The 23,225-nt window shown below is 50.6% G+C and carries 18 protein-coding genes; 4 read left to right on the top strand and 14 right to left on the bottom strand.

Going from position 1 to position 23,225, the window contains the following annotated elements:
* Positions 1-10: 10 nt before the first annotated feature.
* From BGM27_RS16515 to BGM27_RS16485, 7 genes are all read right to left on the bottom strand, one after another.
* Entirely contained in the window at positions 11-7,138 is a 7,128-nt protein-coding gene (locus BGM27_RS16515; protein WP_007408695.1) for an amino acid adenylation domain-containing protein, read from the bottom strand.
* Positions 7,139-7,152: 14 nt separating this feature from the next.
* The gene (locus BGM27_RS16510; RefSeq protein ID WP_007408696.1) at positions 7,153-8,079 is read right to left on the bottom strand and encodes an isochorismatase; all 927 of its coding nucleotides are present in this window, start codon (positions 8,077-8,079) and stop codon (positions 7,153-7,155) included.
* Between the two features lie 17 nt (positions 8,080-8,096).
* On the bottom strand, positions 8,097-9,722 hold the full coding sequence (locus BGM27_RS16505; protein WP_007408697.1) for a (2,3-dihydroxybenzoyl)adenylate synthase: 1,626 nt from the start codon (positions 9,720-9,722) through the stop codon (positions 8,097-8,099).
* A gap of 18 nt (positions 9,723-9,740) precedes the next feature.
* Positions 9,741-10,937, bottom strand: a complete 1,197-nt coding sequence (dhbC, locus tag BGM27_RS16500; RefSeq protein ID WP_007408698.1) for an isochorismate synthase DhbC — start codon at positions 10,935-10,937, stop codon at positions 9,741-9,743.
* A gap of 23 nt (positions 10,938-10,960) precedes the next feature.
* On the bottom strand, positions 10,961-11,746 hold the full coding sequence (locus BGM27_RS16495; RefSeq protein WP_007408699.1) for a 2,3-dihydro-2,3-dihydroxybenzoate dehydrogenase: 786 nt from the start codon (positions 11,744-11,746) through the stop codon (positions 10,961-10,963).
* Positions 11,747-11,881: 135 nt separating this feature from the next.
* On the bottom strand, positions 11,882-12,751 hold the full coding sequence (locus BGM27_RS16490; RefSeq protein WP_007408700.1) for an alpha/beta hydrolase: 870 nt from the start codon (positions 12,749-12,751) through the stop codon (positions 11,882-11,884).
* Between the two features lie 175 nt (positions 12,752-12,926).
* Positions 12,927-13,523, bottom strand: a complete 597-nt coding sequence (locus BGM27_RS16485; RefSeq protein WP_007408701.1) for a sulfite oxidase-like oxidoreductase — start codon at positions 13,521-13,523, stop codon at positions 12,927-12,929.
* A 99-nt stretch (positions 13,524-13,622) separates the two neighbouring features.
* Here BGM27_RS16485 and BGM27_RS16480 point away from each other — a divergent pair, with 99 nt between their 5' ends.
* The gene (locus BGM27_RS16480) at positions 13,623-14,216 is read left to right on the top strand and encodes a biotin transporter BioY (protein WP_007408702.1); all 594 of its coding nucleotides are present in this window, start codon (positions 13,623-13,625) and stop codon (positions 14,214-14,216) included.
* Between the two features lie 46 nt (positions 14,217-14,262).
* Here BGM27_RS16480 and BGM27_RS16475 read toward each other — a convergent pair whose 3' ends face one another.
* Both BGM27_RS16475 and BGM27_RS16470 read right to left on the bottom strand, forming a co-directional pair.
* A complete protein-coding gene (locus tag BGM27_RS16475) occupies positions 14,263-15,591 on the bottom strand; it encodes a Na+/H+ antiporter NhaC family protein (protein ID WP_007408703.1) in 1,329 nt (442 codons plus the stop codon).
* A gap of 132 nt (positions 15,592-15,723) precedes the next feature.
* Positions 15,724-17,214 (bottom strand): leucyl aminopeptidase, encoded by a 1,491-nt coding sequence (locus tag BGM27_RS16470; protein WP_007408704.1) that lies wholly within the window; start codon positions 17,212-17,214, stop codon positions 15,724-15,726.
* Positions 17,215-17,361: 147 nt separating this feature from the next.
* On the opposite strand from BGM27_RS16470, the gene BGM27_RS16465 reads away from it, so the two are divergent.
* The gene (locus tag BGM27_RS16465) at positions 17,362-17,838 is read left to right on the top strand and encodes a divergent PAP2 family protein (protein ID WP_007408705.1); all 477 of its coding nucleotides are present in this window, start codon (positions 17,362-17,364) and stop codon (positions 17,836-17,838) included.
* A gap of 29 nt (positions 17,839-17,867) precedes the next feature.
* Here BGM27_RS16465 and BGM27_RS16460 read toward each other — a convergent pair whose 3' ends face one another.
* The 4 genes from BGM27_RS16460 to BGM27_RS16445 form a co-directional block, all read right to left on the bottom strand.
* A complete protein-coding gene (locus tag BGM27_RS16460; protein WP_007408706.1) occupies positions 17,868-18,509 on the bottom strand; it encodes a 3D domain-containing protein in 642 nt (213 codons plus the stop codon).
* A gap of 100 nt (positions 18,510-18,609) precedes the next feature.
* Positions 18,610-18,930, bottom strand: a complete 321-nt coding sequence (locus BGM27_RS16455; protein WP_003151989.1) for a YuiB family protein — start codon at positions 18,928-18,930, stop codon at positions 18,610-18,612.
* A gap of 68 nt (positions 18,931-18,998) precedes the next feature.
* The gene (locus BGM27_RS16450) at positions 18,999-19,124 is read right to left on the bottom strand and encodes a YuiA family protein (protein WP_007408708.1); all 126 of its coding nucleotides are present in this window, start codon (positions 19,122-19,124) and stop codon (positions 18,999-19,001) included.
* 173 nt (positions 19,125-19,297) lie between these two features.
* Positions 19,298-20,518, bottom strand: a complete 1,221-nt coding sequence (locus tag BGM27_RS16445; protein ID WP_007408709.1) for an NAD(P)/FAD-dependent oxidoreductase — start codon at positions 20,516-20,518, stop codon at positions 19,298-19,300.
* A gap of 311 nt (positions 20,519-20,829) precedes the next feature.
* On the opposite strand from BGM27_RS16445, the gene yumC reads away from it, so the two are divergent.
* Complete coding sequence (gene yumC, locus BGM27_RS16440) at positions 20,830-21,825, top strand: ferredoxin--NADP reductase 2 (RefSeq protein WP_003151984.1); 996 nt, start codon at positions 20,830-20,832, stop codon at positions 21,823-21,825.
* A 40-nt stretch (positions 21,826-21,865) separates the two neighbouring features.
* Here yumC and BGM27_RS16435 read toward each other — a convergent pair whose 3' ends face one another.
* Positions 21,866-22,009, bottom strand: a complete 144-nt coding sequence (locus tag BGM27_RS16435) for a hypothetical protein (protein ID WP_003151982.1) — start codon at positions 22,007-22,009, stop codon at positions 21,866-21,868.
* Between the two features lie 217 nt (positions 22,010-22,226).
* Between BGM27_RS16435 and guaC the strand changes: the two genes are divergently transcribed.
* On the top strand, positions 22,227-23,207 hold the full coding sequence (gene guaC / locus BGM27_RS16430; protein WP_020954302.1) for a GMP reductase: 981 nt from the start codon (positions 22,227-22,229) through the stop codon (positions 23,205-23,207).
* Positions 23,208-23,225 lie beyond the last annotated feature (18 nt).

Below are 23,225 nucleotides of genomic sequence, written 5' to 3'. Positions count from 1 at the left end.
TTTCCTTTCTTTACCGGACTGTACGCCGTCCGTTTAATTTCTCTGCCAGAATCGCGCCAATGTCGGCAAGCGGGCCCGGCTGGCACATATCTTTATGGCGGCAGTCTAAGTCATACCGCTCGATTTTCCCCGTAATATACGGTTTCCAAGTATCCGGCTCAATCGGGTCAAACCACTCCGGAATAATCGTTGATCTGAAGAACAGCACATCTCCGTGGAACGGTTTCGGCTTGTATGTTCCTAACAGCCCGACAGAATTAATGTACGTGTCTTTCAGATTCATCATCACTGACTCGTCCAGGCTGGCTAATGCGCTTCCCTCACGGCGGAGAATGGTCAGCGCGGCGTCAAAATCAAGCGGCTGATCACCGAGGCTGTCCGGGTCGTACCCTCCCAGGGCAAGCAGCGCGATGACGGCTTCCTCGTCATCAGGCGCATTTTTTATCGGCAGAAAATGATTCGGATACGCGTCAAGCATCACCAAAAGCGAAACCTCTTCACCCCGGCTCTGTAATTGTGTCGCCATGGCCTGAATGACATTCCCTCCGAGAGACCAGCCGAGCAGACGGTACGGCCCTTTCGGCTGCACGGTGCGGATTTTTTCAATATAATCCGCCGCCATGTCATCTAGGCTTTGCGGAAGCGATTCTTTTTTTCCGATGCCTCTCGCCTGTAAGCCGTATATCGGATAATCAGCCTCTAAAGAAGACATCAGCCCGGCATAACACCAGCTGAGACCGCCGGCCGGATGGACACAGAACAACGGTGTTTCTTCTCCTGCCGTTCTGAGCGGAAGAAGAACATCAAGCGCGCTTGTGCCCGTTCCTGACTCAAGTCTTTCAGCAAGGCTTGCCACCGTAGGAGCTTCAAATAATGTTCCGATACTCAGCTCGGCTCCCATCGCTTCCCGAATACGGCTCATTAAATGAACCGCAAGCAAAGAATGGCCGCCTAAATCAAAAAATCTGTCATTAATACCGACACGCGGCAGATGAAGCACCTCTGCGAACAGCTCACACAGCATTTCTTCCTGCGGCGTTCTCGGTCCCCGGCCGGTGACCTCCGTTTGGAAGTCAGGCGCAGGGAGCGCTTTTCGGTCAAGCTTTCCATTCGGTGTCAGCGGCAGTTCATTCATTTGGACAAAAGCTGACGGAATCATGTAATCCGGCAGGCTTTCTTCGGCAAACCGGCGCATGTTTCCTGTGTCCAAGGTGCTGCCGGCAGATCGGACAAGGTAGGCGGCCAGCCGTTTATCTCCCGGCCGGTCTTCACGGACGACTACGGCGGCATCCTCGACATCCGGATGTTTGACGAGAACCGCTTCGATTTCTCCCAATTCAATCCGGAAGCCGCGGATTTTAATCTGGTGGTCCGCCCTGCCCATATAATCAAGAGAACCGTCCGTCCGCAGACGGGCTAAATCCCCCGTCCGGTACATCCTCGTTCCCGGCGGGCCGTACGGATCAGCCACAAAGCGTTCGGCGGTCAGGCTTTGCCGCCCTAAGTAGCCGCGTGCCACGCCTCCTCCGGCCACATACATTTCGCCCGTGATGCCCGGGGGCACAGGCTCCAGCCGGTCATCAAGCACATATACGTTCAGATCAGGAATGCCGCAGCCGATGAGGCTGTTTGCTCTCAGTTCGGCAATGTTTTTGTCTAATTCAAGGTAACTGACGTGCACCGTCGTTTCCGTAATGCCGTACATATTCACGAGCACCGGCTGATTGTCCGCGTGGCGGCTGTACCAATCCTCAAGCCGGCTCAGCTCAAGCGCCTCGCCGCCGAAGATGATATATCTGAGTGCGAGCTGACGCCCCAGCTCTTTGTGTTCTTTTTCCGCATGCATCAGCTGGTAAAACGCTGACGGCGTTTGGTTAAGCACGGTTACCCGCTCTTTCACGAGGAGATGTAAAAACGCTTCCGGCGATCTGCTGATGTCATGCGGCACGACGACGAGACGTCCGCCGTGAAGCAGCGGCCCCCACATTTCCCAGACAGAGAAATCGAAAGCGTAGGAGTGAAACATCGTCCATACATCATCAGAATGAAAGTGATACCAATGCCGCGTCGACTCAAACAGCCTGATAACATTGCTGTGCGGAATGATGACACCTTTCGGCACACCTGTTGATCCCGACGTGTAAATGACATAGGCCGGGTGAAGCGGCGACAGCGGACGAATCCGGTCAGCGTCCGCAGGGTTCTTGACGGCATATCGCTCAAGTGTTTCTTTATTCTGCGGATCATCCAGGATGAAGGCCGGCATGCCGCTTTCGATAGAGAGCTTACTTGCGCCTTCACGGTTGGTGAGCATAAATACAGGCTTGGCATCATGTAACATAAAAGCAATGCGGTCCGCGGGATAATCAGGATCAAGCGGCAAATACGCTGCCCCCGTCTTCAGGACGGCTAACAGCCCGACAATCATATCTAAAGAACGCGGCAGCGCCAGTGCGACAAACTGCTCCGGGCCGACGCCGCAGGCAATCATCATGTGCGCGAGCTGATTGGCTCTTTCATTCAGCTCTTTATAAGTGAGTCCGCTCTCTTCAAAAACTGCCGCCGTTTCATCCGATTTTGCGGCGGCCTGTATTTCAAACAGTTCAGGCAGTGTCTGCCGAGGCTGAATATGCTGTTTTGCACGTTTAACCGGCAAAAGCTTCCGGCGCTCTTCATCAGAAAGAATGGTTAAGCTTCCGATCGGTTTTTCCGGATGTGATGCGGCATCTTCGAGCAGAAGAAGCAGGCGCCCGGCAAGTGCTTCAGCCGTTTCTTTTCTAAATAAGTCCGTACTGAACTCCAGCAGGCCTTCAATACCGGCAGGCGTGCCGTCGTCATGGCGCTGTTCAGCCAATTCCAGCGTCAAATCAAATTTGGACGATCCGACACTGCTGATTTGCAGGCTTGTTTCCATATCAGGAAGACTGAGTACAGGGTCAGGCGTATTTTGGAATGCGAGCATCACTTGGAACAGCGGATGTCTTGATCGGGAACGAATCGGATTCAATTCTTCCACGAGACGTTCAAACGGCACGTCCTGATGTTCATATGCTGCGAGATTCATTTCCCTGACCCTTTCAAGAAGCTCACAAAAGCTCGGATCGCCAGAGGTATCGGTTCTCAGTACGAGTGTATTAATGAACATACCCACAAGGTCTCCTAATGCGTCATCACTGCGGCCGGCTATCGGACTGCCGATCGGAATATCGGTCCCTGCACCGAGCCGGGTCAGTAACGCGGAAAGCCCTGATTGAAGCACCATAAACAGGCTTACGCGCTGATTTCTGGCAAGTGAGAGAAGACGGGCATGAAGCTCTTGGCCGATGTTGACCGGAATGACGCCGCCCCTGTAGCTTGATTCAGCGGGACGCGGAAAATCAGACGGCAGCTCCAGCTGATCCGGTACATTTTCAAGCGTTTTCTTCCAGAAATCCAGCTGGCGCGCAATTAAGCTCTCAGAATCAGACGCGCTGCCTAAAAGCTGCTGCTGCCAAAGCGCATAATCCGCATATTGAACCGCCAGCGGCGCCCATTCTGCTTTTCCACCTGTTTGCCGGGCGATATAGGCTATGGATAAGTCACGCATGAGCGGATTCAAGGACCAGCCGTCACCTGCGATGTGATGCAGGAGAATCATCAGCGTATACTCGCCGTCACCAAGATCAAACAGCTCGGCTCGGACGGCCGGCTCTTTAGCGAGATTAAACCGATATCGTGCCGCAGCGGCAAGCATGTCTTGGAGCTCGTTTTTGTCTGCACGTGTCACTGTAAACACAGGGCGGGCTTCTTCAGCAGATAAAATGAGCTGATGAGATGATCCCTTATTTTCCGGAAAAACGGTGCGCAGGCTTTCATGACGGCTGACAACATCGTAAAAGGCGTGTTTCAGCGCTGATTGGTCAAGCTTGCCTGACATGCGGACAATCACCGGAATGTTGTAAGTAGGGCTTGGCCCTTCAAGACAGTAGAGAAACCATAGACGCAGCTGCGCAAATGACAGCGGGATGTGCTCCGGCCGGTCAAACGGCTTGAGCTTAGGCCGCGCACTCTTTGCGGTGTCAAGCTGTGCGGCGAGCCCGGCAACGGTCGGCGTATCAAACAGACGGCCGATGCCAAGCTCTGCGCCCATCGTCTCCCGGACCCGGCTCATCAGGCGTCCGGCTAAGAGCGAATGTCCGCCCAATTCAAAGAACCCGTCATCAATTCCGACCCGTGCGAGACCGAGAACCTCGGCAAACAGATCGCATAATATTTCTTCCTGCGGCGTCCGCGGCCCTCTGTCAGACAGGACAGCGGAAAAATCAGGTGCAGGCAGAGCGCTGCGATCGAGCTTCTTATTCGGTGTCAGCGGCAATTCTTCCAGCTGTACAAACGCGCCCGGCACCATATAATCCGGCAGGCTTTCGCCCATATATTCACGAAGTCCGCCGATATCAAGGGGCTGATCCGCGACAGCGTAAGCCGCCAGCCGCTTATCTCCGGGCTGGTCTTCACGGACAATGACGGCGGCCTGCGAAATACCCGGATATTTCGACAGCACTGACTCAATTTCTCCTAATTCTATCCGGAACCCGCGGATTTTAATTTGGTGATCGGCTCTGCTGATATAATCAAGCGAGCCGTCCTCACGCCAGCGCACGAGATCTCCCGTCCGGTACATCCTCGCGCCCGCGGGCCCGTACGGATCGGCAATGAATCTTTCCGCTGTTAAATCAGGACGGTTATAATAACCTCTGGCAAGCCCCTCCCCCGCTATATAAAGCTCGCCCGCGATTCCCGGCGGGACGGGCTGCAATGCGGCGTCCAGCACATATACCCGCGTGTTCCAAATCGGCGTTCCGATCGGAGGCGCCCCTGTATGGCCTTTTGCAAGCGGCTGTGCGGCCGACCAGATTGTTGTTTCAGTCGGCCCGTACAGATTCGTCACCGTACAGCCTGATTCAAGCAGAGCATGCATAAGCGCATTCGGAAGCGCCTCACCTCCGACAAGCACCTGCAGCGCCCGGAGAGAATCCGGTTCATTGGTGACTAATGAATGCCACAATGTCGGCGTTGCCTGCATGATTGAAATACCGTATGAGTGAATCATGTGCGCAAGCGCCCGCGGTTCCTGAATCGTCTCTTTACGTGCGATGACGCACCCCGCCCCGCTGATGAGCGGGAGGAAGAGCTCAAGTCCGGAAATATCAAACGCCGCAGTCGTAACGGCAAGCAGGCGGTCTTGTTCGCCGAGCGTAAACATTTCCCGCATGGATAAGAGGAAATTGCTTACGCTTTTTAATGTGACGACTACGCCTTTCGGTTTGCCCGTTGAGCCCGATGTATAAATGATATAAGCGGGGTGCAAAGGCGAACATTCCGCCTGAGCGGAACAGTCAGCATTTTGAGCGGCAACGGCTTTTACCGTATCCGGGTCATCGAGAATGATCCTTTTTGCATCACTGTCTTCCGGCATGCGGCCGGATAATTCCATCGTTGTAATCAGGCATGCAGGCTGTGCATCTTTGAGCATGTATGTGATCCGCTCAGAAGGAAAATCAGGATCAAGCGGCAGGTATGCGGCTCCCGTTTTCAAAACGGCCAGCATGCCCACGGCCAACTCCTGTGACCGCGGAAGCAGCAAAGCGGCAAATTGTTCCGGTCCGAGCCCTTTTTCCTTTAGCATGCCGGCAAGCTGGTTCGCGCGCTTGTTCAATTCGGCATAGCTGAGCTCTTCGTTTTCGGTGATGATTGCCGGCCGGTCCGGTGTTTTTACGGCCTGTTCGTAAAACAGCTCCGGCAGACTTTTCTGCTTCTCGGCCTTGCGCGTGTCATTCCAGCTTTCCAGTACGCGGAGACGTTCACTTTCAAGCAGAAGGTTGAGTGTGCCGATTTTTTGTGTCTGGTCTTTCACAGCGGATTCCAACAGAAGCAGGAATCGTTTTTGATGGTTTTCAATATCTTCGGCGCTGTACACTTCCGGATTCGCATCAAAGTCCACACGCATTCCGCTTCCGTCCGCTCTGTCGTAAACGTTAATTGACAAATCATCAACGGGCCCTGCTGATAAATTATGGACGGTCCCTGGCGCTCCGGCGAAATCAAGCGCGTAGTCAAACGGCATCACATTGACTTGCGGGCCGAACAGCCTGCGATTTTCTCCGAGCAATTTAAGGTCGCGGCGCATGTCTTCATGGCGGTATTTCTGATGGCGCCGGATGTTTCGGATTTCTTTTGCCACTTGGCTGACGGCCTCATGAAAATTCATATCCGGGCGGAGAGAAAGCCGTAAAGGCAGAAGATTCATGACCATACTCGGAATATTCAGTGAAATTGAGCCGATCCGCCCCATCATCGGTAAACCGAGCACGATATCCCCTGCGTTTGTCATCCGATGGACATATACCGCCGCTGCGGCCGTGACGGCTTCATGCCAGTTCGGAATCGCTTTTACATGCTGTAAAGCCGTTTCAGAAAGATAAGCCGTGCTTCTCCGAAAACGTGTTGACGTTCGCGGCGCTCTTTCTGCCAAACTGACGACATCAGGTTCATCCGCAAATTTCTCCATCCAAAATTCCCGATCTTTCAGGAATTGATCAGACGCGCGGTACTCTTGATCTTCTTTTACCAGATCGTCCAAAGAACCGAAGGAGCGCCCGTTATCCGGACGTCCTTCCCGTATTGCAGTGTACATTTGCGCCGTACGCCGTGCCAGCAGTGAAAAACCGTAGCCGTCTATCGCAATGTGGTGAATGCGCTGATACCAGAAAAAGCGTTCCGGTCCCGCCTGAAATAAAATGTCGCGGAACAAAGGCCCGGCCGCCATATCAACGGGCTCAGCCAAATCTGTCTGCATGAGTCTGAGTGCGGCCTGCTTCGGATCAGCTTCTGAACTCACATCTATGACATCGATCGCAGCCTCAAATGGAGGATTGATGATCTGCTTTGGCCCGTCTGCTCCCTCCTCGAAGCGGGCGTGTAATGACGCGGCTTCCGTCAGCACGCGTTCGAGAGCGGTTTTAAATATGTTCACATCGATCGCGCCGTTTATCTCAACGTACTCGCCTGTATTGTAAATCGGATTATCAGGATCAAGCTGCTGCGCAAACCAGATACCGGCCTGTGCGCCTGTCAGAGGCAGCTGTTGTGTATCATGCATTCTATTCTCTCCCTTTATAAATAATCTGCGTTCGGCAAGACTTTTTGAGATCGGGAAGAAAGAAGTCTCCACCACTCTTCCAGCGTCGGGTTCTCCGCCAGTTCCACAAACGTCACTTCAGCTCCGTCACGGCGCCATTGTTCGACAAGGCTCATGATTCTGACGGAGTCAAGACCTCTGTCCAGCAGGTCTTCATGATCCGGAATATCAGACGGTGATTCTTGAAGAATCGCCGCAATTTGTTCCCGCACCCGGTCTTTTGTCAATACGGCGGAAACCTTCTCTTCTCCTCCAGAAACCGGCGCGCCGCCCAGCAGCTCCAGCACTTCGTTTGTCAAAGCTGTGTAAGCGCAGCGCTGAGACGCATATTCGATGGCCATCTTATGTTTTTCTGAAGAAAAATCAGCAACGGCGTCTCCGATAAAGAAGCTTTGGATATCATCCATAAATGCTTCACAGGCTGTGACGAGACAGCCGATGTGTGCATAAATTCCCGTAATCATGAGCTGGTCTCTGCCGCTTTCATGCATGATCTCAAGGAGATTCGTCCGTTTAAACGCGCTGTATCTCCACTTTGTGAGGACAATGTCCTGATCATCCGGGGCAAGCTCCGGAATGACCTTTTCTTCATAAGGCCCGCTTTTTAGCCCCGGCCCCCAAAAATCCGTCAGCAGCGCACGGTCCGCCGGGTCTTGGCTGCCCGGCTGTGCGGTATACACCACCGGAATGCCGAGTGCTTTGCATTGCTCTTTTATTTTTTTGATATTCTGAGACGCCTCTGTGATCGGAGCTTCACCTTTCGCAAAAGCATCGACGAAATAATTCTGCATGTCATGGATCAGAAGCACCGCGCGTTTCGGATTCAGCGTCCACGATACTTTATTTTCAGGCATATCTGACGCTGTCGGCAGCGCATATGCGGGAATAGACGGTATAGCCAATGTAAACACTTCCTTTTTTAAGATTGTTTGATTTCAGCCGGCTTTACTTTTTGGGCGATCGTTTCGCGAAGATCCTTTTTACTGACCTTGCCGACGCCGGTTTTCGGAAAAGAAGCGATAAATTCAATCCGGTCGGGGATTTTATATGCCGCCAGTCCGCGCTCACGCAAAAATGCTTTCAGCTCTCCCGGTTTCGGCGCTTCTCCTTTCGGGATGACGAACACACAGGAACGCTCCCCGAGAAAATCATCCGGCATTGAAACCATGGCCGCATCATGAACGGCAGGATGCGCAAGAAGGTGATTTTCCACCTCCTCAGCGGCTATTTTTTCACCGCCCCGATTGATTTGATCTTTCGCACGTCCTTCGACGATGATATAGCCGTCCGCCGTCAGTTTGACGATATCGCCGGTCTGATAAAATCCGTCGGCTGTGAATGATCTTTCATTATGTTCAGGCGCTTTATAATATCCGCGAATCGTGTAAGGGCCGCGTGTAAACAAATGTCCCGCTTCACCGGGGGCGACATCCCGCCCGTCATCGTCTAAAACCCTTACCTCATCAAAAGGGGACATCGGTCTGCCTTGCGTATTGACAATGATCTCTTCAGGATCATCCAGTCTCGTATAATTCACCAATCCTTCCGCCATTCCGAAAACCTGCTGAAGGGTGCATCCGAAAGCGCTCTTCACGCGGCGGGCCGCCTCAGCACTGAATTTGGCGCCTCCCACCTGCAGCACTTGAAGGCTTGATAAATCATCACTTCGCGAACCGGATGCGTCCATCCACACCATCGCAAGCGGCGGGACGAGCGCTGTAATCGTGACACGTTCTTTTTCAATTAACGGGAAGCAGTCATCCGGACTCGGCGTCGGTGACAGAACAACCCGGCCCCCGGCATATAAAGTTCCCAGCACACCTGGCGAGCTGAGCGGATAATTATGCGCTGTCGGCAGAGCGGCCAAATAAACGCTGTGTTGATCCAAGCCGCATATTTCCGCGCTGATGCGCAAACTGTATATGTAATCGTCGTGTGTTCGCGGAATCAGCTTGGACAGCCCCGTACTGCCTCCTGAAAGCTGTAAAAAGGCGACTTCCGCCGGGCTTACCTCTTCCAGCTGAACAGGCTCTCTATGCAGGCTGCTCAGTTCTTGAAACTCTTCAGCTTCGCCGGCCACAATGACATGCGCCAAATCCGGAAGTTTGTCTTTCACCTGTCTGGCAAGCGCCCTGTAATCAAAACCTGAATGCATATCAGGAATGATGTATGCTTTCGCCTCTGCAAACTCGCAGAAATACGTAATCTCACTGCTTCTATGAGAAGGCAGCGCGAAAACGGGCAGCGCTCCCAGCCGGAACAGCGCGAAAATCACTTCAAAAAACTCAGCGATATTCGGCAGCTGAACGACAACGCGGTCTTCCTTTTGAATTCCGAGCTTATGCAGCCCCGCCGCTAAACGATCTGCCCTTTCATCTAATTCTTTGTAGGTCCAATGTACATCTTTACACGTCACGGCAGTTTGATTTCCGTATAAAGCCGCGCGCTCTTTCAGCATTCCTCCGAACGTCTCACCCTTCCAGCAGCCGTCTTTTCGGTATTTGTCAGCCCATTCTTCCGGCCATGGCGTAAATCCAGTCAGCACGATCCGTTCCCTCCTTTTTTACAACTCATCTTGGTAAAGCCCCATCGCCCGGAGCATGGTGCGGAATTTGGCCGAGGTCTCGTCCAATTCATCCTGCGGCTTTGATCCGGCGACAATCCCGGCACCCGCAAAGAGCCGGAGAGACCTTGTTTCCGCTTCGGCGCAACGGAGTGCGATAATCCATTCTCCGTCACCCTCAGCATCACACCAGCCCGCCATTCCCGTGTAGAAATTGCGGTCAAACGGCTCAATATCCTGAATCGCTTCTCTCGCCGCATCCGTCGGCGTTCCGCATACCGCGGGTGTCGGATGCAGGGCGATGGCCAGCTCAAGTGATGTCGTTGACGGATCACGCAGCTCTCCCTTTACCTCGGTGGACAGGTGCCACATCGCCTCAGTTTTAATGAGTGACGGTTTTTCCGGCACATCAAGCACACGGCAGAACGGTTTAAGGGCGGCGGCCACGGCGGCCACGACTACGGCATGTTCATGCAGATCTTTTGCTGATTGCAGCAGTTCTTCCGCTCTTCTCTGATCCTCGGCGGGATCTGTGCTGCGAGGTCTGGAACCTGCCAGCGGATTGGACAGAATCGATGTTCCGTTTTTGGACAGCAATAGTTCAGGACTTGCGCCGAAAAGCGTTTTTCTTGTTTCTGACGTTCCCGTCACATCCGCAGCGAATGTATAGCCGCGCGGGTTGTGCTGCGCCAAATGCTTGACGGCCTGTGGAATGTCGATATCCTTTTCAGCGGTCAGATGAAGCGTCCTTGACAGCACGATTTTGCTGAGCGGACCGTCCGTAATGCTGAATACGCCTTGTTCCACACCGCTCATAAAGCCCTCAGGCTCCGGAACGGGACGGATGTCATATGTATTGGATTGCGGCTTTTCTGCGGAAGATTCCGCAAACGAAAGCGGGCCTGCCGTATGGACATTCTTCGGTACAAAAAGCCGGGAAGCTTTTCTGCCGTCAAAAGGAATGGCGCCGGCCGCAATCGGATGTTTGATGCCGGCTTGCTTTGCCTCAAGAAGCGTCTGTCTCACGCGTTCAGGCAGTGAATCCAGCTGATTTTCCGCGTCTGTATCAGGCACTTCCGCAAACATTCCTTCCGCAAGCATCGTACTTTTCGGGGAAGCTAAAAAGAACGCCCCGGGCTTGTAAGCGTCCAGCACCTCTTTTGCAGACACTTCCGCCAATAAATGTTGATTTGTCATGTTTGTCCCTCCTTCTCGTTACATCAAACGCCTAAAGTAGCGCCGCCATCAACGCATAAATCATGCATCGTAATATGGTTTGCCTGTTCAGAAGCCAGAAACAAAACGGCATTTGCAATATCAGAAGGCTTCGCCAGCTTTTGAAGCGGAATTCCCGTTTTATATGTATCAAGCGAACCTCTGATGACGTCCCGGGCTCCGTTCCCGTCCTGCCACAGCGCCCGCTGCATGTCGGTTTCCGTTGAACCCGGAGATACGATGTTGCAGCGGATATGATGGGCCGCAAGCTCCAGTCCGAGGCATTTCGTAAACATGACGGCAGCCGCTTTTGACGCCGCATAAGCCGCCATGGAAGCACGCGGAACGCCGGCTGCATTCGAACCGACCGTAACGATGGCGCCTTTTTGACGCTCAATCATGTATCGGCTTACAGCCCGTGACACATGAAATACGCCGGTCGTATTAACAGAAAATGTTTGATCCCAATCTTCATCACTGAGGGATTGCACCGGACCCGGCCGCAGCACGCCCGCAACGTTCGCCAATATTTCAATAGGTCCCATGTCGCGTTCAACGGCGGCGATGATATCATTGACAGCCGCACTGTCAGATACATCTGCGGCAAACCCCTGCGCCTGCACGCCTTTTTGCCGAAGTCTGTCAGTAAGCCCGAGAAGCAAGTCTTGATTTGTATCTATAGCTGCCACATTTACGCCTTGTTCAGCAAGGGCAAGCGCTGTTGCTTCTCCGATGCCTTGAGCGGCGCCGGTGACAACGGCCGTTTTCCCTTTCATTCCCAATGCGTCCATATTATCATTCCCTTTCTATATTGATAATGATTATCATTATCAACTATGATTCAAGACAATCATATCCAAATCAAAACACGCAGTCAATTAGAAAATTAGAATCAGCCGCATTTAGTTCGAAGGGCCTGTTTTTTCTCATGCGGGAGAATACGGGGTATGCGGTCCTCCCGGATTCAGGCAGAAACGCAGGGCCCTGCTGATTAAAACGGGCAGGACAGAAATATGGCCCTCTCCTTCAAACTCGCTGTATTCAGCACGGACTCCATCATCTTCAAATCCGGATAATAAAGAGTACAGCGCCTCTGCGTGCTGCGGGATTCTGCTTTTATGTGTTTTTTCAATTTCTCCCGCAGCCAGCAATACGCTGACTTGAAGATTTTCCGCAGAGAGCCGGTCTGACAAACGTTCCGCTTTTTCCTGAATAAAACGCTTGTTCCAGTGAATTGACGGACTCCCGGCAACATAGGTCTGGAACATGTCCGGCCTCGTCAAAAGCACTTGCAGCACAAAAAGACCGCCCAGCGAATGGCCGAAAATCGTCTGCCTGCCTCTGTCGATCGGATAATCCCGCTCCATCGCGGGCTTTACTTCTTCTTCTATAAAACTCAGAAACGCTTCCGCCCCTCCCTGTTCGGGCCATGCCGCGCCCCGCGGGTGCACCGGCAGTTCTGATTCAGAAAGCGGCATCGTAAAATCACTGTGACGTTCGGCGGAAAACGGCTGATCTGTCGGGTAGCCGATTCCGACAATCACCGCCGGAACAACGCCTGTTTTTTCAGGCCGTCGGCTTTGCACCCGCAAAGCTTCGGCCATTGTGCCGAATACGGAATTCGCATCGAGCAGGTATATGACGGGGAAGCCGGATGCAGGCGGTTCTTCCTGAGGAAAAGAGACAAAGATACGATACATACGGCCTCCTTTTGAGCGCATTTCTCTTACTTCTGTGCCCGGAACCGCGTATCGGCCGGCCGGCGCGAAACCCCGCTTTATTTGTTTTCCGTCCATTATGTGTTCATCCCCTTTGCGGCAATTGCTTTATCTATGCTTATTGATAATGATTTTCAATATCAAAAGACACCTCAAATAATAGGTTTTTTGCCAAACAAAGTCAATGGATTTTTGATATAAAAAAAGCACCTTATTTCAATAAGGTACCTAAGAACTATATAGTGATAGGGGCTTAATCCCATGTAAAGCGCTCATTCTTCCATGGATCTCCCCTCATATGGTAGCCGTTTTTCTCCCAAAAGCCGGGGTGGTTTTCCTTTGTGAACTGAATGCCGCGCAGCCATTTTGCGCTTTTCCAAAAATAAAGATGGGGGAAAACGCCTCTGAGCGGATAGCCGTGCTCTGGCGTTAACGGCTCGCCGTTATGCGCATATGCCAGCAGGGATGTTTCCCGCGCAAAATCAGAAAGCGGCAGGTTGGCCGTCCAGCCCTCTTCAGCGTGCAGAATGACGAATCCCGCTTCTTTGTGCACGCCCGCTTTCTCAGCGATGTCTTTGGCGCGTATTCCCTGCCAGATATTATCAAGACGGGACCAGCCCGTAACGCAATGAATATCATTTTTCACTTCGGCTTCAGGAAAGGATTTGATATCTTCAAAGCTTAACAGCATAGGACGGTCAACAAGTCCGTACACTTGCAGATTCCATTTTGACATATCTTCATAATAAGGAACATTTCCGGCGTGAAGCACGGGAAACTTCGTTGTGACATTTTGATTTGGCGGAATCCGTTCCGACTGTTTTGTTTGTTTCGTTTTCCCGAAAAACATATGGCTCCCTCCATTTAGTAAACCTGTGTTAAATCTTTGTTGACAATCAATCACCCTTCGATTACGCTAATCTGGTACAAGTGTAAGGGGGAAAAACAAATGAAACAACGCAACCTTCGCGCGGGCGATATGGCGCTTATCGGCATGTTTGCCGCACTGATGGCCGTCGGCGCCAACATTACATCAATGGCTCCTTTTTTGCAAGTTGCGGGAATTCCGTTATCGCTGCAGCCTTTCTTTTGTCTGTTAGCCGCGATGCTTCTCGGCGCCAGACGGGCAGCCATTGCAATGACGGTATACGCATTGGCCGGACTCGCGGGGGCGCCTGTTTTCGCTCAATTCTCAGCAGGCTTTGCGCCGTTTATCGGAAAGAGCGGCGGATTTATTCTCGCTTATATCCCGGCGGCATTTGCAGCCGGATGGCTGCTGGAAAAAACAAAAAAACCCGGCCGCCTGCATTATGCATGGGCCTCTTTGATCGGTACCGCCGTCATTTATATCATTGGCACGACCTATACGTATATTGCGCTGAAATTATGGCTTCATGCTCCGATCAGCTACGGAATGGCCTGGTTTTACATGATATGGTTTTTCATAAAAGATATCGTTTTAGCACTGTTATTGGCATCAATCGCGCCTGCCGTTTACAGGTCTATTCATAAAGCGACGGGGTTCAGCAGAAACCCGGCGTAAGATGTTCTCAGCATACAAAAAGGCTCCCCTTTCCGGGAGCCTTTTTTTACAGGACAAGTGCGGCAATCCAGCCGAATATCACAAGCGGAATGTTATAGAAAATAAATGTCGGTACGCACGTATCCCAAATGTGGTGGTGCTGTCCGTCGGCGCTGAGGCCTGACGTCGGGCCGAGCGTACTGTCACTTGCAGGAGAACCCGCATCACCGACCGCGGCGGCCGCTCCGATTACGGCGATCGTCGCCATCGGGCTGAATCCGAGCTGAGCGCACAGCGGAACGAATATGGTCGTAATAACGGGTACGGTTGCAAATGATGATCCGATTCCCATCGTGATTAATAAACCGACCACCAGCATCAGGAGCGCGCCCAATGATTGGCTGTGGCCGATAAAGCCTGTTGATGCTTTGACCAAGGAAGCCACATCGCCCGTTTTATTCAATACATTTGAAAAACCGGCCGCAACAAGCATGACAAACCCGATAAAAGCCATCAGAATCATGCCGTCCGTGATCAGCTTATCCGCTTCATTGCGCTTCATGACTCCGCTGATAAACAGCGTAAACAAGCCGGCAAGCGCGCCCATGATCATACCTTCCACTCCGAGCACTTGTGACAGATAGAGCTGAACGGCAAGCGACACGGCAATGGAGATCAAGGCGATGGCAATGCTTTTTTTCGTATAAGGAGAAGACGATAGTCCGGCAATCTCCTTCGTCTCATATTTCTTCGGTTTCCGGAAGACGATGACGGCTAAAATTAAACCGACTACCATCCCGGCCGTCGGAATGATTAAAGCATAAGGGATATCACTGAGCGGCACCTTTAAACCGGCTGCCGCCATATTATCTCTCAGCATCCCCTGGAAAATCTGTCCGAATCCGACAGGCAGAACGATATACGGCGCAGTCAGTCCGAATGTCATCACACACGCGATCAGTCTGCGGTCTATTTCAAGTTCGTTAAATATTTTTAAAAGCGGCGGAATCAATACAGGAATAAACGCAATGTGAACGGGCACCACGTTTTGCGAGAAACAGGATATGATTAAAATAATCAGTACGATTAACACTTTTGACAGTGCTTTTTTCCGCGAATCTTCCTTTTTTCCGATTAGTTTGACAGACGCTTCCACCATTGCATCGGGAAGCCCCGTCTTTGTAAGCGCCGCGGCAAATGCTCCGAGCAGCGCGTAGCTGACCGCGACGGTGGCATTTCCGCCGAGACCGTCCGTAAAAGCCTTCACCGTCTCTCCTAGGCCTAAGCCGCCGGTCAGCCCGCCGGCAAGCGCGCCGATCATTAAAGCTATAATAATATTGACACGCAGCAGGCTTAAGACGAGCATAAGCAATACTGCGACAACAACAGCATTCATTGATGAGTCCCTCCAAAAATCCTTTAGTTTGCTAATGTAGTAGATAATTAAAGTTAACATATATTCTGCGCTTTAGTCAACTAAAGATTTTGGAAATCAAAAAACCCGCTGCATAAAGGCAGCGGGATGCTGTTATCTTTCGGGCGTAAAGCGCTCAGTCAAAACAGCCAACGTCCTTGCCATGACGCCTGTTGCGCCGGCAGGGCCGAAGCATGTCGCTTTATTCGCCGTTGCGGTTCCCGCAATATCGAGATGAACCCACGGCGTGTTTTCCGCGAATTCACCAATGAATGCCCCCGCCATAATCGCGTGGCCTTCTCTTCCCGGAGAATTGTTCAAATCAGCCATCTGACTGTTTCTCACTCGTTTTTTATCCTTTTCTGTAATCGGAAGCTGCCAGATCGGCTCGCCGGATTCTTTCGCCGATTCCGCCACCTGTTCATAAAACGCGGCGTGATTGGTCATGGCGCCTGTCATTTCGTTTCCTAAGGCGACAATGACACCGCCCGTTAACGTTGCGACGTCTACAAGGACAGAGGCTCCGTGCTGCTTGGCGTATGTGATGCCGTCGGCAAGCACGAGACGCCCTTCCGCATCGGTGTTCAGGATCTCAATGGTTTTTCCGCTGAGCGAAACGATGACATCATCCGGCTTCATCGCATCGGACGAAATCATGTTGTCCGTAGACGGTATGACAGCGAGCACGTTTTGTTCAGGCCGCAGTTCGCCGATAATTTCCATTGCCCCTAATACCGAGGCGGCCCCTCCCATATCGCTTTTCATGCCGACGATGCCGGTTTTCGGCTTAATTGAATATCCGCCCGTATCAAAGGTAATTCCTTTACCGACCAGGCCGATAACGTCTTCCCACTGATCTTTGCCCTGATACTTCAGAACGATCATTTTCGGCGGTTCGGATGAGCCCTTGTTAACAGCAAGCAGCCCGCCCATGCCGAGCTCTTCCATTTCATCTTTTTCTAAAATTTCACACTCGAAATCGTATTTTGCCGCCAGCTCAGCGGCATATGACGCCAAATCAGTGGCCGTCAGCATATTACCCGGCATATTCACAAGTGTGCGGGCTGAATTCGTCCCTTGGCCGTATGCCGCGCCAACGTTCAGGCCGGCCTGCACTTCCCTCAGGTCTTCTTCGGTCACGGCGCAGACTGATTTCAGTTCCTGATCCGGCTCATTTGATTTATGTTTATAATCCTGCACTTCGTAAACCGCAAGCAGACAGCTTTCTGAAAGCGCATGAGCGGCATCGGCGGCAGGCACTTCCCCGGAGACGAATGTATCGAGCAAAACGGATACTTCCTGTTTTTTATCTTGATGAACCTGCTGAAATACTCGTGCAAAGCATTCTTTCGTATCTTCAAACGAATAATCCGCTTCTCTTCCCAGGCCGATAAAATAAATACGTTTCATACCGGTCGCAGCCGGAGGGTATACTTTTGATACACGATTGCGTTTGGCGGACACATCACCATCCTTTAACAGCTGGGTCAGATGACCGTCCAATTTATCATCCAATTCCTTCGTAAATCCGTTCAGCGTGCTTTTTTGAAAAAGACCGATGACCAGTGTTTCGGGATGCCGCAGTTGATCAGATGCATAAAACATGAGTACACACTCCTTATGTGGGTATTTGTTATGTAAAGTGGTATAATGAAAAAACATTTTTCATTGATTTTATTTTACCAAACTAAGGGCGTTTTCTGCAGTTTTTCGATACGATCGGAATCAGCAGATACAGAAAGGATGTTGCATATGGATGTATTTATGAATTTTCCTTTACTGGCGAGTTTTGCCGCCATTATTTTTGCCCAAGTTGTAAAAGTGCCTATTCAATTTATCGTATCCAAAAAACTTGACTGGTCTCTTGTGACGAGCACCGGCGGCATGCCGAGCTCCCATTCCGCCGCCGTCACCGCGCTGTCAACCGGAATCGCTTTGGAACAGGGACTGGACTCGCCCCTGTTTGCAGTCGCCGCGATTTTCGCCGTCATTACGATGTTCGACGCTACTGGTGTCAGGCGGCATGCGGGTGAACAGGCGACGGTCATTAATAAACTGGTCATCGACTTTAATCGGTTTGTCAGCGAAGCGAAGGACTTTCAGAAAGCGGAAGAGAAGGAAAAACAGAAGAAACTGAAAGAACTGCTCGGCCATCAGCCGATTGAAGTGTTCTTCGGCGGCGTCACCGGTATTGTGCTGACATTGATTTTAGATTATTTCTTTATGTAAAAAACGCTTCAGCGGATGCTGAAGCGTTTTTATTCTTTTACCGTTTTGTATTGATTTCTGAACACTTGCATCGACTTGGTTTCGTTCAGCTTTACAAGTTCGTCCTCGGTCACTGTGCCGTTCCCTTTTTTAATCATGTAGACCTCAAGTGTTTTTTTGCCCCAATTGTTATAGACGTCCTTGACGGTGTCAAAGTAGAGGTCAAGGCGGCTGCCTTTAATTTTTGAGCCGGTATCGGCGACAACCCCGTAACCGTAATTCGGTATAAACAGAATCGTCCCGATCGGGAAAACAGACGGATCGGCCGCAACAGTTGAATATAAATCGCGTTTGACCTTCACGCCTGAATATGTAATTCCGTACTCCGGATGACCCGGAGATTTTCCGGTAGATTCCGCTCCGGCGGTATAACCGGTGGCCGTCACCTTTTGTGACGGATAGCGTTCCCAGTCAAAAGCTTCTTCCAGCGGTTTTATCCTGCCTGATGCCTTCTTTTCCGGCTGATTCTGTAAGGATTGAAACGGAGTGCCGATGTTTTTCAAAACGGCGCCGCGATGTTCCGTCATCCAATTTGTCAGATCCTTTGCTTCAACACCCGTTATGGAAAAGTATGTCGCATGGCATGCGCCCAAAAAGAGCACGATCATGAATACGCGTCTGATTATCGTCAATCTGAAATCACTCTCCTCCGAGTCATTGTTCCCAACTCGGTGGGGTGCTATACAAAAAGCGCCGTGACACAAAAAAAGCTTTCTTGAATAAGAAAGCGGTTTAAAACATTTGATATCCTCTTTTTCTGAGCGCCTTTATGGCAATGCCTGACATGATGGCTCCCGCCAGTCCGCCCGCCAAAATCACGACATCCGCAACCGCTAATGACATGATGCGCTGAAACAGGCTTTGAAAGGATTCCCCCGGCGCCTGCACGTAACTGATCATCTTTTTATTGCTGATAATGAAAAGGCATACAATCGGATAGACAACAGCCATAATCCACGACATTCTAAGCAGCATGTTCAACAGAAAGCCTATGCCGAAAAACAGTACAAAAAATAGTACGATTGAGATCAGGACAACCGGCAAACTAATCACAAACATCCACCCCCTACAGCACTTTCAGTGTACCTCGGGGGCGGTAAAAAAGTCAACGTCTGGAAAAATCAGCGTCTCTCTTTGCCGCTTCCCTGGCAGGAGGGACATGTTTCGGAGCCGCCAAGAAGCAATTGAAAATACCCTTTACCTGAGCAGAACGGACACGCCGCCGTGCTTTTTGCTGTCGTTTTCATGCGGATCACCCTTTTTCTTAATTTTCTGATAATATATCATATTTACTTGTCAAGCACCAAGTCAGAATATGTAACAAAATAACTCATGTAAGCGAAAACATTCATTTTTTTCTTTTACATTCTTTTGATAGCGCTCTTTTTTAAAAGAAGAGAAAACCCGCGGCCGCGGGTTTTCAGAAGAATTTAAACTTCCCTTTTTTCAGCGTCAGGCCCAGCCCGCCGATCATAAAGAGCGATCGGTTGTCAATGACCTTTTTCATAAAGGACGCCGGCATGCCTTTGAGCTTCCTGCCGTATACGACTCCGACGGCGTTATGCTCACCGAGGGAGGCGACGGTTCCTTTAATGTCAGGCTTGAACTCTTCAAGCTGGCCTCCTTTAATCAAACCGCCCAGATTTTTGGCGACCGTTTCTCCTTGCTGCATCGCGATCTGAGCAGTCGGCGGGTACGGCCGTTCCGTCTCTTCATTGATAAAGAGCGAGCTGTCGCCGAGTATAAAAACGTCATCATGACCCGGCGCCCGAAGATCAGGGTTGACCTTGACACGGCCGCGCATATTTTCAAAACCCGCTTCCTCCACGATCGGATGTCCGCGCACGCCCGCCGCCCAGACAACGGTCTGGGATTTGATTTCTTCCGGCTCTTCATCTTTCTTGCCGACTGTGACACCGTCTGCGCGGCATTCTTGAACCGCGGTGCCGATTTTAAATTCAACGCCTTTGCTCTCAAGGTATTGAACGGCGTAATCGACAAGCTCCGGATCAAATCCCGGCAAAACCGTCGGGGCGGCCTCGACACAGACGATCCGGACGAGACTTTCATCTATATCATAATATCTGCATAACTCCGGCTTGCGGTTCGCAAGTTCACCGAGAAATTCAATTCCCGTAAAGCCCGCTCCGCCGACAACGATGGTTAAGCGGTCAGGGCGTTTTTCGGCCTCCGTATTGTATGTCGCAAATTGGAGCTCAATATGGTCTTTCAGCTGGCGCGACGTATTAATATTCGCGATCGGAAAAGCGAATTCTTTTAAGCCTTTAATCCCGAATGTTTCAGGGACGGCGCCAAGCCCGATGACAAGATAATCATAAGGGATGTCCCCTTGTGAAAGCGTCACCTTTTTATTTTGCACATCTATCGCTTTTACGGTATCCTGCACAAATTTGACCCGTGATTCATTGATTACATCTTTTATTTGATATCTGCAGCGGTCATGATGTAGCGTTCCTGCGCTCGCTTCATGCATCCATGTCGTTTCATAATGATAATTGTGTTTATTGACCAAAGTAATGTCAGCGTCATTTGCCCCGATATGCTTCGGAAGCCTTGTTACTGTCATTAATCCACCATAACCTGCACCTAAAACCACGATTTTGGGTTTATTCAATGCCATCACATCCACCTTCTTTTTTTTGCTGTTAGACGCATAATCAAATCAACATTTGTATTAGCTTCAGCTTATTGGCGGGATTTTATGAAATGAAATATAAAATTTTTTAGAAAACCGCACATGTCTGCATATCACCATACTATCCGGAAGAATCAGAAAACATTCAGGAAAAAACAGATTGGAATTTGTCCCCATATTAGCGGCGGCCGCAATTTTTTTCAAGAATGAAGCGGCCGGGCGGTTTTCGGCACTCGTCATCCTTTTAAATTGTATGTTATAATTAATAACAATTTTCAATTAGGAGGCAATTTGGTATGCAAGAGGATTCAAAGGTTTATGATATTACGGTCATCGGCGGCGGCCCGGTCGGCCTGTTTACCGCTTTTTACGGGGGAATGAGACAGGCGAGCGTCAAAATCATCGAGAGCCTGCCTCAGCTTGGCGGCCAGCTCAGCGCGCTGTACCCTGAAAAATATATTTATGATGTAGCCGGATTCCCGAAAATCCGCGCCCAGGAACTTGTGAACAACTTAAAAGAGCAAATGGCAAAGTTCGATCAGACCATCTGCTTAGAGCAGGCCGTTGAATCTGTTGAAAAACAGGCGGACGGTGTGTTTAAGCTTGTCACGAATTCAGAAACGCATTATTCAAAAACGGTCATTATTACCGCGGGAAACGGCGCATTTAAGCCGAGAAAGCTTGAGCTGGAATCAGCGGAACAATATGAAGGCAAAAACCTGCACTACTTCATTGACGACCTCAATCAATTCGCAGGCAGACGCGTTGCCGTTCTGGGCGGCGGCGATTCCGCTGTTGACTGGGCGCTCATGCTTGAGCCGATTGCCAAAGAAGTCAGCATTATCCACCGCCGTGATAAATTCCGCGCGCATGAGCACAGTGTCGAAAACCTGCATAATTCTAAAGTCAACGTGCTGACACCGTTTGTTCCCGCTGAACTTGTCGGTGAAGACCGGATCGAACAGCTCGTTCTCGAAGAAGTGAAAGGCGACCGTAAAGAAATCATTGAAATTGATGACCTGATCGTAAACTACGGCTTTGTTTCTTCTCTCGGCCCGATTAAAAACTGGGGGCTTGACATCGAGAAAAATTCCATCGTCGTCAAAAGCACGATGGAAACGAATATTGAAGGCTTCTTTGCCGCCGGAGATATCTGCACATATGAAGGCAAAGTCAAGCTGATCGCCAGCGGTTTCGGCGAAGCTCCGACAGCCGTGAACAACGCGAAGGCTTACATGGACCCGAAAGCGCGCGTCCAGCCACTGCATTCTACAAGCATGTTTGAAAAATAATATAAAAAAGAGTCTGTGTCATACCGGCACAGACTCTTTTTTATTTAAACATCCAAATATAATTCATGACGGTTCCGACAACGAGCGCAATGACAAGCGCCGACACGACCCAAATCGTGCCTAAAATAATCCGGTCCTGAATTTTTTGGGCTTTCGGACTGTGCCCGGGCTGTTTTTGTTCCATACCGGCCCCTCCCTTCTTCTGCAAATCTATCTATCGTAACAAATGTCTTACAACAACCAATACTACTATGATAACCAAACTGCAAATGGATGACAAGCTGACCGCATATGAGGCAGCATGAAATCATTTGACATTCCTGACAAAACAAAGTACATTATAAAAAGACGAACATTTTAATTTTATTTAATTATATTATTCGCTTTTAGGGGTGTTATATATGGAAAATGTATTTGATTACGAAGATATTCAGCTGATTCCTGCAAAATGCATTGTTGAAAGCCGATCTGAATGTGATACATCAGTTACGTTGGGCGGACACACGTTTAAACTTCCGGTCGTACCGGCCAACATGCAGACGATAATAGATGAAAACATCGCGGCCTGGCTCGCGGAAAACGGGTATTTTTATATCATGCACCGCTTCGAGCCGGAAAAACGTCTGGCTTTTGTCCGGGATATGAAAGCGCGCGGACTGATTTCTTCCATCAGTGTCGGCGTGAAGGAAAATGACTATGAATTCATCCGGGAGCTGAAAGAACAGGAGCTGGTGCCGGATTATATTACCATTGATATCGCGCACGGCCATTCCAATGCCGTGATCAGCATGATTGAATTTATTAAAGAACATGTCCCGGAAAGCTTTGTCATTGCAGGGAATGTCGGGACGCCTGAAGCCGTAAGGGAGCTGGAACGAGCGGGCGCTGACGCGACAAAAGTGGGAATCGGCCCCGGGAAAGTCTGCATCACAAAAATTAAAACCGGCTTCGGAACCGGCGGGTGGCAATTAGCCGCGCTTCGCTGGTGCGCAAAAGCGGCAAGCAAACCGATCATTGCTGACGGCGGCATCCGCACGCACGGCGATATCGCGAAATCCATCCGATTCGGCGCATCCATGGTCATGATCGGATCATTATTCGCCGGCCACGAAGAATCACCGGGACAAACGATCGAAATCGACGGCAAGCTGTACAAAGAATATTTCGGCTCCGCTTCTGAATTTCAAAAAGGCGAAAAGAAAAACGTCGAAGGCAAAAAAATGCATGTCGAACATAAAGGGTCATTACAGGACACGCTGGTTGAAATGGAGCAGGATCTGCAATCTTCCATCTCTTACGCCGGCGGCAATACACTCGAAGCCATCCGCAATGTCGACTACGTGATCGTAAAAAACTCTATTTTCAACGGCGACAGATTTTAACACGCAGCAGAGCCGCAA

Source organism: Bacillus sp. FJAT-27001 (assembly GCF_019039175.1).
GTDB classification, from domain to species: Bacteria; Bacillota; Bacilli; order Bacillales; family Bacillaceae; genus Bacillus; species Bacillus velezensis.
This window is presented reverse-complemented; position numbering and strand designations above follow the sequence as displayed.